At 73.0% G+C, this 11,099-nt stretch carries 11 protein-coding genes; all 11 read left to right on the top strand.

The annotated features are described in order from the left end of the window. Positions 1 to 70 precede the first annotated feature (70 nt). Positions 71 to 1,630 (top strand): MFS transporter, encoded by a 1,560-nt coding sequence (locus tag NOD94_RS37575; protein WP_281210733.1) that lies wholly within the window; start codon positions 71 to 73, stop codon positions 1,628 to 1,630. Further along, positions 1,534 to 2,088, top strand: a complete 555-nt coding sequence (locus NOD94_RS37580; protein WP_281210742.1) for an NAD(P)H-dependent oxidoreductase — start codon at positions 1,534 to 1,536, stop codon at positions 2,086 to 2,088. The genes NOD94_RS37575 and NOD94_RS37580 overlap by 97 nt, the downstream gene beginning before the upstream one ends. A gap of 100 nt (positions 2,089 to 2,188) precedes the next feature. Next, complete coding sequence (locus tag NOD94_RS37585) at positions 2,189 to 2,551, top strand: acyl carrier protein (protein ID WP_281210734.1); 363 nt, start codon at positions 2,189 to 2,191, stop codon at positions 2,549 to 2,551. Next, positions 2,548 to 3,381, top strand: a complete 834-nt coding sequence (locus NOD94_RS37590) for a 4'-phosphopantetheinyl transferase superfamily protein (RefSeq protein WP_281210735.1) — start codon at positions 2,548 to 2,550, stop codon at positions 3,379 to 3,381. Before NOD94_RS37585 ends, NOD94_RS37590 begins: the two co-directional genes overlap by 4 nt. 16 nt (positions 3,382 to 3,397) lie before the next feature. Continuing rightward, positions 3,398 to 4,348: an ACP S-malonyltransferase gene (locus NOD94_RS37595; protein WP_281210736.1), complete on the top strand. Its 951-nt coding sequence runs from the start codon at positions 3,398 to 3,400 to the stop codon at positions 4,346 to 4,348. Between the two features lie 30 nt (positions 4,349 to 4,378). Further along, the gene (locus tag NOD94_RS37600; protein ID WP_281210737.1) at positions 4,379 to 5,941 is read left to right on the top strand and encodes an acyl-CoA carboxylase subunit beta; all 1,563 of its coding nucleotides are present in this window, start codon (positions 4,379 to 4,381) and stop codon (positions 5,939 to 5,941) included. A gap of 35 nt (positions 5,942 to 5,976) precedes the next feature. Further along, the gene (locus tag NOD94_RS37605) at positions 5,977 to 6,216 is read left to right on the top strand and encodes an acyl-CoA carboxylase subunit epsilon (RefSeq protein ID WP_281210738.1); all 240 of its coding nucleotides are present in this window, start codon (positions 5,977 to 5,979) and stop codon (positions 6,214 to 6,216) included. Positions 6,217 to 6,314: 98 nt separating this feature from the next. Further along, positions 6,315 to 7,325: a dTDP-glucose 4,6-dehydratase gene (rfbB, locus tag NOD94_RS37610; RefSeq protein ID WP_281210739.1), complete on the top strand. Its 1,011-nt coding sequence runs from the start codon at positions 6,315 to 6,317 to the stop codon at positions 7,323 to 7,325. Beyond that, a complete protein-coding gene (gene rfbH, locus NOD94_RS37615; protein ID WP_281210740.1) occupies positions 7,322 to 8,626 on the top strand; it encodes a lipopolysaccharide biosynthesis protein RfbH in 1,305 nt (434 codons plus the stop codon). The genes rfbB and rfbH overlap by 4 nt, the downstream gene beginning before the upstream one ends. Positions 8,627 to 8,706: 80 nt before the next feature. After that, positions 8,707 to 10,038, top strand: a complete 1,332-nt coding sequence (locus tag NOD94_RS37620; protein WP_281210743.1) for an NDP-hexose 2,3-dehydratase family protein — start codon at positions 8,707 to 8,709, stop codon at positions 10,036 to 10,038. Further along, on the top strand, positions 10,038 to 11,012 hold the full coding sequence (locus NOD94_RS37625; protein WP_281210741.1) for a Gfo/Idh/MocA family oxidoreductase: 975 nt from the start codon (positions 10,038 to 10,040) through the stop codon (positions 11,010 to 11,012). Before NOD94_RS37620 ends, NOD94_RS37625 begins: the two co-directional genes overlap by 1 nt. The last annotated feature ends 87 nt before the right edge of the window (positions 11,013 to 11,099 follow it).

The following is an 11,099-nucleotide window of genomic DNA, read 5'->3' on the forward strand; positions in this document are numbered from 1 at the left end:
GAACCCTCCCCGGCGGCCCGCCCCACCCCTTTGCCCCACCCCCGTCCTTCCCTCCGAGCGAAACGCGAGCATGGAGTCCCCGACGACAACCGCGCCCGACGCCGGGCGGCCCCGGGCCCGGTGGGCGCTGGTGTCCGTACTGGCCGCGAACATGCTGGTCGACGCCCTGGAGGTGTCCGCGACCCTGGTGGCGCTGCCGTCCGTCGGCGCCGAACTCGGCCTCTCCGCGCCGGGCGCGCAGTGGCTCGTCACCGGATTCGCGGCCGGCTTCGCCGGACTCCTGCCGGTGGGCGGCCGCCTCGTCGAACGGCTCGGCCGCCGCCGGGTCTACCTCGCCGCGCTGCTCGTCTTCGCCGTGGCCTCCCTGGCGGGCGCGTCCACGGACAACGCCGCCCTGCTGACCGCGACCCGCGTCGTGAAGGGATGCTGCGTCGCGCTGACCGCCCCCACGGGCCTGGCCATCATCGTGGCGGCCGTGCCCGAAGGCGCCGCCCGCCGCCGGGCGCTGTCGCTCTACTCCTTCTTCGGCGCCGCCGGTTTCTGCGCGGGGCTCCTGCTGTCCGGGATCCTCACGGAGGCCGGATGGCGCTGGACGACCGCCTTCCCGGCGCCCGTCGCGCTACTGCTGCTCGCCGCGGGCCTGCGGCTGATCCCGCACGGGACGCCCCCGGACGGTCCGGCGCGGCCGAGCACACCGGCCCGGTACGCGGCGGTCGGCGGCCTCGGTCTGACCGGCGCCGTCCTGCTCCTCGGGTACGGGCTGGCGCACCTGGCAGGCCCCGGCCGGGACCTACCGGCGGCGGGCGCGGCCTTCGCCGCGGCCCTGCTGCTCGGCGCGGCCCTCCTGCGTGCCGAACGCCGGGCGGCCAGGCCCCTCGTACCCGTCGAACTGTTGCGCCACGCACCGCTGCTGCGTTCCGCGGCCGGCGCCGCCGCGCTCAACGGCTCGTACGTGGCCTTCCTGCTGATCGTCACCCTCCAGCTGCACGGCGCCGGCTGGGGTCCCTGGCGGACGGCGCTGGCCCTGCTGCCCGCCGGCCTCCCGCTGGCCCTGACCGCCCTGCACTCCGGCCGGATCGCCGGCCGGTTGGGCCCGGCGCGGGCCGTCGCCGCGGGCGCGGCGGCCGCCCCCGTCGGCTACGCCATCCAGCCGCGGACGGTGGACGCCGCCACGGGCTTCGCCGACCTGCTGCCGGCGATGACCTTCGTCGGCGCCGCGTTCGTCCTGGCCTTCACCGCCCTGCACCTCCAGGCGACCGGTTCCGTCCCGGCGCCGCTCCAGGGCGCGGCCGGAAGCCTCTACCAGACCTGCGTGCAGCTGGGCGCCGTCCTCACGGTCGCGCTCGCCGCCGCGCTGTACACGGCCGGACCGGGCTCCGCGCTCGGGCTGGTCACCGCCGTCGGAGCCGTGGGCGCCTGCGTCGCCCTCGGCGGGCTCGGCCGTCCGGCCCGACCCACCGACCCGCTCTCCGCACGGAGCGGTCAACGAAAGGAAGCACCGCCATGTCCCGAGAGCCCCTGCGCCTCGCCGTCATCCTCAGCAGCGTTCGCGAAGGCCGCTTCGGACCCGTTCCCGCGGCCTGGTTCGCCGAGGAGGCCCGCCGGCGCGAGGACCTCGTCGTCGACGTGATCGACCTGACGGAGCACGAGCTGCCCGCCGCCCTGTCGAGCACCCCCTCCCCGGAGGCCGTCGCGGCGCTCGCCACCATCTCGCCGCGCCTCGAACAGGCGGACGCCTTCGTGGTCGTGACGCCGGAGTACAACCACAGTTTCCCGGCCTCCCTCAAGCACCTCATCGACTGGCACTACACGCAGTGGCGCGCCAAGCCGGTCGGCTTCCTCTCCTACGGCGGCCTGGCCGGCGGTCTGCGCGCGGTGGAGCAGCTGCGCCCGATCTTCGCCGAGCTGCACGCCGTCACCGTCCGCGACGCGATCAGCTTCCACTCAGCGTGGGAGCAGTTCGGCGAGGACGGCCGGCCCAAGGACCCGCAGGGCCCGGCGAACGCCGCCAAGGTGCTCCTCGACCAGCTCGCCTGGTGGGGGACCGCCCTGCGCGACGCCCGGGCGAAGAGCCCGTACCAGGCCTGACCCGCCGGCTCCCCGGCCCCCCTCGGCCCCGACCACGGGCGGAAGGGGACGACCCCTCCCCTTCCGCCCCGAACCGGAAAGCATCATGAACACACTTCACATGTCACAGACATACGAGACCGACACCGGCCTGGTCCACATGACCCGGCCCGACATGGCGGTACTGACCACGGCCGGGCTGCGCGAACGCACCCGGATCCTGGAGCAGTACGTACGCGAGGAACTCGGCCGCATCCTCGGCATCGAACCCCACCTCGTCGACACCACCGGCCGCCCCATGGGCTGCCTCGGCATCGGCTCGATCTCGGGGATCGAACTCCAGTACCGGATGGAGTCGACGCTCGGCGTCGACGTGAACCTCCAGCGCCTGCTGCTGGCCAACAGCGCCCAGGAACTCATCGACTGCCTCGCGGGCCAGATCGGTCCCGACGCGCACCTGCACGGGGCACCGGTGCCGGCATGACGCTGACGACCCTCCTGCCCTCCGGGCGCCCGGTGGTCAACCACCAGGACCTCGCACCACCCGGGTTCACCCTGTCCGCCGACCGCGTCGACCTGTGGCTCGTCCGCCGGCCCATCGGGGCCGACGCCGAGGCCCTGGCCATGGACGAGCTGGACGACAAGGAACGCGCGCGCACCGAGTCGTTCATGCGCAAGGCGGACGGCCTGCTCTACGCCGCCGCCCACGTCGCGGTGCGCCGGCTCCTCGGGCGCTACACGGCCACCGCCCCCCAGGACGTGCGCTTCATGCGCGAACCCTGCCCCGGCTGCGGCGAGGCACACGGCCGCCCCGCCCTGTCGCCCCCGCCGCCACCGCTGCACTACTCGCTCTCGCACAGCGGGGGAGTCGCGATGGTCGGCGTCGCCACGGTGCCCATCGGTGTCGACGTGGAGAAGCTCCCCGGCGCCGAGACCGTGGACATCTGCTCCCGGGCCCTGCACCCCGACGAGCAGAAGGAGATCGCCGAGACCGAGGCGGGCGAGGAGCGCAGGCAGCTCTTCGGCCAGATCTGGACGCGCAAGGAAGCGTTCCTCAAGGGGCTCGGGACAGGGTTGAGCCGATCCCCCGCCGAGGACTACCTCGGCACCGACCACGACCGTCATCCGGCCGGCTGGACCATGGCCGGCGTTCCCGCCGACGCCACCCACGCCGCCGCCGTCGCGGTGGCCGGACCGCCCCCGAAGGTGGTCGACGTCCGTTGGGTGCCCGACTCCTGGCTGTCCGTCGGGCACACCGCGTGCGGCGCCACCGCACCGGAGCAAGGCCGTACGTCCCCCGCCAGTCGACCGTAGAAAAGGACGTGACCGGATGACCCGCACCGCCTTCGTCTTCCCGGGCCAGGGCTCCGAATGCGCCGGCATGGGCAGGGAACTGCTCGCCCTGCGGCCGGACCTCGCCGACACCTACTACCGCACCGCCGACGACCTCCTCGGCATCCCGCTGGCCCGGCTCTGCTGGGAGGGATCCGCCAAGGACCTGGAGGACCCGGCGGTGGCCCAACCGGCCGTCTTCCTGACGAGCCTGGCCGTACTGGAAGTGCTGCGCGGCGAGGGCCTCGAACCGGACGCGGTCGCCGGGCACAGCCTGGGGGAGTACGCGGCGCTGGTCGCGGCGGGCGTCCTGGAATGGACCGAGGCGCTGTGGCTGGTCCGGCTGCGCGGCGAACTCGTCGCGACCGTCGGGGACCGGATCGGCAGCGCCACCGCCGCGGTGATCGGCCTGCGCCGCACGGACCTGGCCCGCATGTGCGCCGAGGCCCGCGCCGCCACCGGCGAGGTCGTCGAGGTGGCCGGGGAGAACGAGCCGCGGCAGACGGTCGTCTCCGGGCAGGCCGACGCGGTGGCGCACGTCGCCGCGGCGGCCGGCGCGGCCGGGGCGCGGGTGGCGCGGCTGCGCACCGGCGGCCCGTTCCACTCCAGCCTGCTGGGCGAGGCCGAGGCGGAGTTCACCGAGACGCTGATCGCCACCGAGTTCCGCGACCCGGCCGTCCCGCTGGTCTCCGGAGTCACCGGCGGGTGGGTGACCACCGCGGCGGAGGCCGTCGTCGCCCTGCGCACCCAACTCACCAGCCCGGTCCGCTGGACCGGGGCCGTCGAGACGCTCGCGGCCTCGGGCACGGACCGCTTCGTGGAGGTGGGACCCGGACAGGTGCTGGGCGCCCTCGTGCGCCGCATCCTGCCCGCCGCCCACGTCCACACGACGCACACCGCGGACCGACTCGCGCGTGCCGTGGGCGCGCTCACCGCCACCACCGTTTGACCGTCGACCCACAGAGAGGGTGGGAGAACCATGTCCAGAGCGGACGAAACGATCCGGTCCCGGATCGACGAGCTCAACGGGATCAAGGAGTCCGCACGGAGCGGCGACGAGGGCGCGACCGGGCGCCAACACGCGAAGGGCAAGCTGACCGCCCACGAGCGCGTGGCGCTGCTGCTGGACAAGGGCTCCTTCACCGAGGTCGAGCCGCTGCGCCGACACCGGGCGACCGGTTTCGGGCTGGAGGCGAAGAAGCCGTACAGCGACGGCGTCGTCACCGGCTGGGGCACGATCGACGGCCGTACGGTCTTCGTCTACGCCCACGACTTCCGGATCTTCGGCGGGGCGCTGGGCGAGGCCCACGCCGAGAAGATCCACAAGATCATGGACATGGCCGAGAAGGCCGGTGCCCCGCTGGTCTCGCTGAACGACGGCGCCGGCGCCCGCATCCAGGAGGGCGTCTCCGCCCTCGCCGGGTACGGCGGCATCTTCCGGCGCAACACGAGGGCCTCGGGCGTCATCCCGCAGATCAGCGTGATGCTCGGCCCCTGCGCGGGCGGCGCCGCCTACTCGCCGGCGCTCACGGACTTCGTCTTCATGGTCCGGGAGACCTCCCAGATGTTCATCACGGGCCCGGACGTGGTCAAGGCCGTCACCGGCGAGGAGATCACCCAGAACGGGCTGGGCGGCGCCGACGTCCACGCCGCCACCTCGGGCGTCGCGCACTTCGCGTACGACGACGAGGAGACCTGCATCGCCGAGGTCCGCTACCTGCTCTCCCTGTTGCCCTCCAACAACCGCGAGCTGGCCCCCGTCGAGCACTCCGGCGACCCGGCCGACCGGCCGAACGACGCCCTGTTGGACCTGGTTCCCGTCCAGTCCGGGCAGGCGTACGACATCCGCAAGGTCATCGAGGAGGTCGTCGACGACGGCGACCACTTCGAGGTCCATCCGGCCTGGGCGCCGAACCTCGTCTGCTCGCTGGCCCGGCTCGACGGGCACGTGGTCGGCGTCGTCGCCAACAACCCCGCCGCGATGGCCGGCGTCCTCGACATCGAGGCCTCCGAGAAGGGCGCGCGGTTCGTCCAGTTCTGCGACGCCTTCAACATCCCGCTCGTCACGCTCGTGGACGTGCCCGGCTTCCTGCCCGGCGTCGACCAGGAGCACAACGGGATCATCCGGCGCGGCGCCAAACTGCTGTACGCGTACTGCAACGCCACCGTCCCGCGGATCTCCCTGGTCCTGCGCAAGGCCTACGGCGGCGCGTACATCGTCATGGACTCCCGCTCCATCGGCGCCGACCTGGCGCTGGCCTGGCCCACCAACGAGATCGCCGTGATGGGCGCCGAGGGCGCCGCGAACGTGGTCTTCCGCCGCGAGATCGCCGCCGCGCAGGACCCCGACGCCGCCCGCGCGCAGCGGATCGCGGAGTACAAGGACCAGCTGATGCACCCGTACTACGCGGCGGAGCGCGGCCTCATCGACGACGTGATCGACCCGCGCGACACCCGCTCGGTACTGATCCGCTCGCTGGCCATGCTGCGCGCCAAGCACGCCGACCTGCCCGCCCGCAAGCACGGGAACCCGCCGCAGTGAGCGCGGGCGGCGCGGCCCACCAGAAGGAGCGGTCCGTGGACACACAGCAGCCCGAACACATGATCCGCGTGGTGAAGGGGCGCCCCGACGCCGAGGAACTGGCGGCCCTGACCGCCGTCGTACTCGCCCGGGCGGCGGCCCACGACGGCCAGTACGGCGGTACGACGGGCAGCGGGCCGACCCTGGCCGGCTGGCACCGGCCCGAACGGGTCCGCGGCTTCCTCGGCCCGCGCACCTGGCGCGACAACCACTCGAACGAGGCGCGATCCGCCTGACGGCGCCGACCCCTTCCCCCCCTTTCCCCACAAGGAGAAACGAACATGGCACACCTCGTCATCGGGGCCCTCGGACGGACGCGTTTCGAGGTGGCGGAATGAGGCTCCTGGTCACCGGCGGAGCCGGGTTCATCGGCTCGCACTTCGTCCGGACCCTGCTCGACGGCGGATACGACGGCCACGACGGGACCCGGGTCACCGTCCTCGACAAGCTCACCTACGCCGGCAACCGGGACAACCTGCCCGCCGCGCACCCCCGGCTGGACTTCGTCCGCGGCGACATCTGCGACGAGGCGCTGCTGCGCGAACTGCTGCCCGGCCACGACGCGATCGTCCACTTCGCGGCCGAGTCGCACGTCGACCGCTCCGTGCACTCCGCCGCCGAGTTCGTCCGTACCAACGTCGGCGGTACGCAGACCCTCCTCGACGCGGCGCTGGCCACCGGTGTCCGGCGCGTCGTGCACGTCTCCACCGACGAGGTCTACGGCTCGATAGCCGAGGGTGCCTGGACGGAGGAGTGGCCGCTGCTGCCCAACTCACCGTACGCGGCGTCCAAGGCCTCCTCCGACCTGATCGCGCGCTCGTACTGGAAGACCCACGGCCTCGACGTGTCGATCACCCGGTGCTCGAACAACTACGGGCCCCACCAGCACCCCGAGAAGCTGATCCCGCTGTTCGTCACCAACCTGCTCGAAGGCCTCCAGGTCCCGCTGTACGGCGACGGGCGCAACATCCGCGAGTGGCTGCACGTCGACGACCACTGCCGGGCCATCGCCCTCGTCCTCGACAAGGGCCGCCCCGGCGAGGTCTACAACATCGGCGGCGGCAACGAGCAGACCAACCTGCACATCACCGAACGCCTCCTCGCCCTGTGCGGCGCGGACGCCTCCGCGGTCCGCCGGGTGGCCGACCGCAAGGGGCACGACCTGCGCTACGCCCTCGACGAGACCAAGATCCGCGAGGAGCTGGGGTACGCGCCGCGCGTCTCCTTCGAGCAGGGGCTGGCCGACACCGTCGCGTGGTACCGCGACAACCCCGGCTGGTGGAAGGCCGTGAAACACCAGAGCGACGACTTCGGCCGACAGAGCCGGGAAGGAACCACGTCATGAACGTCCACAAGGGACTCATCCTCGACGAGACCGCGAAGTTCCATCAGGACGCGCAGGACCAGCGGCCCTTCGTCCCCGGAACCACCGAGATCTGGCCCGCCGGCGCGGTCCTGGACGAGCGTGACCGCGCGGCCCTGGTCGAGGCGGCCCTGGAGATGCGGATCGCCGCCGGGCCCAGCTCCCGCAGGTTCGAGTCGCGGTTCGCCCGGAAGATGGGGCACCGCAAGGCGCACCTGGCCAACTCCGGCTCCTCCGCGAACCTGCTGGCCATGACGGCCTTCACCTCGCACCTGCTGGAGGACCGTGCCCTCAAGCGGGGCGACGAGGTCATCACGGTCGCCGCCGGCTTCCCGACCACCGTGAACCCGATCATCCAGAACGGGCTCGTCCCCGTCTTCATCGACGTCGAACTCGGCACCTACAACACGACCGCCGAGCGGGTGGCGCAGGCCATCGGCCCCAAGACCCGCGCCATCATGATCGCGCACGCCCTCGGCAACCCCTTCGAGGTCGCCGAGATCGCGCAGCTGGCGCAGGACCACGACCTGTACCTGATCGAGGACAACTGCGACGCCGTCGGCTCCACCTACGACGGGCAGCTGACCGGCACCTTCGGCGACATCACGACGGTGAGCTTCTACCCGGCCCACCACCTGACCATGGGCGAGGGCGGCTGCGTCCTGACCTCGAACCTGGCGCTCGCGCGGATCATCGAATCGCTGCGCGACTGGGGCCGGGACTGCTGGTGCGAACCCGGCGAGACCAACAAGTGCCTCAAGCGCTTCAAGTACCAGATGGGCACCCTCCCCGAGGGCTACGACCACAAGTACATCTTCTCGCACGTGGGCTACAACCTGAAGGCCACCGACATCCAGGCGGCCCTCGGCCTGACCCAGCTCGACAAGCTCGACGACTTCTGCGACGCCCGCCGCCGCAACTGGCGCCGGCTGCGGGACGGCCTCGACGGCGTACCGCACCTGATCCTGCCCGAGGCCACCCCGCGCAGCGACCCGAGCTGGTTCGGGTTCGCGATCACCGTGGACCCCGACGCGCCCTACAGCCGGGCCGCCCTGGTCGACTTCCTGGAGGACCGCAAGATCGGCACGCGGCGCCTGTTCGCGGGCAACCTGACCCGCCACCCGGCCTACATCGGCCAGCCGCACCGCATCGTCGGCGACCTCACCAACAGCGACATCATCACCGACCAGACCTTCTGGATCGGCGTGTACCCGGCGCTGACGGACGAGATGCTCGACTACGTCATCGCCTCCGTCAAGGAGTTCGTGGGAGGCCACGCGTGACCGCCCCCACGACCGTCCCGGCCGCCGCCTCCGCCTCCCCGGCCCTGGTCGCCCGCGTCGACGAGGGGTTGCCGCTGCGGCTGTCCCGGTCAACGGGCGCGGCGCGGGGCGCGGCGGCGCACACCGCGGACGTCCACGCCTGGCTGGAGGAGCGCCGCCGGGCACACCGCTTCCGGGTGGACCGGATCGCCTTCGCGGACCTGGACGGCTGGTCCTTCGACCCGGACACGGGCAACCTCGGCCACCGCAGCGGGAAGTTCTTCACCGTCGAGGGCCTGCGCGTCACCACCGGCTCCGACGGCCGCGAGCGGACGTGGCACCAGCCGATCATCCGCCAGCCCGAGGTCGGCATCCTCGGCATCCTGGTCAAGGAGTTCGACGGCGTCCCGCACTTCCTGATGCAGGCGAAGATGGAGCCCGGCAACCGCAACCTGCTCCAGCTGTCGCCGACCGTGCAGGCCACGCGCAGCAACTACACCAAGGCCCACAAGGGCGCCGACGTCCGTTACATCGAGTACTTCACCCAACCCGGTCGCGGCCGGGTACTGGCGGACGTGCTCCAGTCCGAACACGGCTCCTGGTTCTACCGCAAGAGCAACCGCAACATGCTCGTCGAGGCGGTCGGCGACGTCCCCGAGCACGACGACTTCCGCTGGTTGACCCTCGGTGAGATCGGCGAGCTGCTGCGCCAGGACAACGTCGTCAACATGGACGCCCGCACCGTGCTGGCCTGCGCGCCCCTCCAGGACACCGAAGGGGTCGCCCTGCACTCGGACACCGAGCTGCTGTCCTGGTTCACCACCGAACGCTCCCGTCACGACGTGAGCGCCGAACGGGTCCCGCTCGCGGGCATCCCCGGCTGGAAGCGCGGCGAGGACTCCATCGACCACGAGGAGGGGCGCTACTTCAGCGTCGTAGCGGTCGGCGTCCAGGCCGGCAGCCGCGAGGTCTCGGGCTGGACGCAGCCGCTGTTCGAACCGACGGGCGTGGGCGTCACCGCCTTCCTGACCCGGCGGATCGGCGGGGTGCCCCACCTACTGGTCCACGCCCGCGTCGAGGGCGGGTTCGCCGACACGGTGGAACTCGGTCCGACGGTGCAGTACACGCCGCCGAACTACGCGCACCTGCCGCGGGAGGAGCGCCCGCCGTTCCTCGACCTGGTCCTCGGCGCCGACCCCGCGCGGATCCGCTACGAGGCCCTGCACTCCGAGGAGGGCGGCCGGTTCCTGAACGCGGAGAGCCGCTACCTCTTCCTCGACGCCGACGAGGACCAGGCCCCGCTCCAGGCCCCTCCGGGCTACCTGTGGGCAACCCCGGCGCAGCTCACGGGCCTGCTGCGGCACAACCACTACCTCAACGTGCAGGCGCGCACCCTGCTCTCCTGCCTGACCTCGGGGGCGGTAACGCTCTGATGGACCCCGTCCGCATCGGCGTGATCGGCTGCGCCGACATCGCACGCCGCCGGATGCTGCCCGCCCTGCGGGCGGCATCCGGCATCGAACTCGTCGCGGTCGCCGCCCGCGACGCGGCCAGGGCCCGCGAGACGGCCGAGGAGGCGGGCTGCGAGGCCGTCACCGGGTACGGGGCCCTGCTGGCGCGCCCGGACATCGACGCCGTGTACGTCCCGCTGCCCGCCGCCCTGCACGCCGAATGGGTGGAGGCGGCGCTGCGCGCGGGCAAGCACGTCCTCGCGGAGAAGCCCCTCACCACCGACCTGGCGACCACCCGCAGGCTGGTGGACCTGGCCGGGGCCGCCGGACTGGTGCTGCGGGAGAACGTGATGTTCGTCCACCACTCCCAGCACGCCGCCGTCCGGGCCCTCGTGGACGGCGGGGCGATCGGTGAACCACGCTCGCTGCGGGCCGAGTTCACCATCCCCCGGCTCCCGGACACGGACATCCGCTACGACGCCGCCCTCGGCGGCGGCGCACTGTGGGACACCGGGGTCTACCCGGTCCGGGCCGCCCTGCACTTCCTCGGGGACCGGCTGGAGACCGAGGGCGCCGTCCTCACCCGAGGCGGCCCCGACGGCCCCGGCCGGCACGTGGACACGGCCGGCACGGCCCTGCTCCGTACCCCCGAGGGGGTCACCGCGCAGCTCTCCTTCGGACTCGACCACGGCTACCGCAGCGCCTACGAGATCACCGGCAGCCTGGGACGCGTCACCGTCGACCGGGCCTTCACCCCGCCCGCCGCGCACCCGCCCACGATCCGCCTCGAACGCTCCACCGGCGTCGAGGAGATCGGCCTCGCCCCGGACGACCAGGTGCTCCGCTCCGTCGCCGCCTTCGTCGCGGACGTCCGCGTCGGGGCCCGCCCCGAAACGGTCCTGCTGCGCCAGGCGGAACTGCTCGACGCCATCAACCGGAGCGCGCGCGTCGTATGAGGCGCGCACCCCGCCGGGGGGGGGGGGGGGGGGGGGGGGGGGGGGGGGGGGGGGGGGGGGGGGGGGGGGGGGGGGGGGGGGGGGGGG

The organism is Streptomyces sp. Isolate_45, assembly GCF_024721315.2.
In the GTDB taxonomy this organism is placed as follows: Bacteria; Actinomycetota; Actinomycetes; order Streptomycetales; family Streptomycetaceae; genus Streptomyces.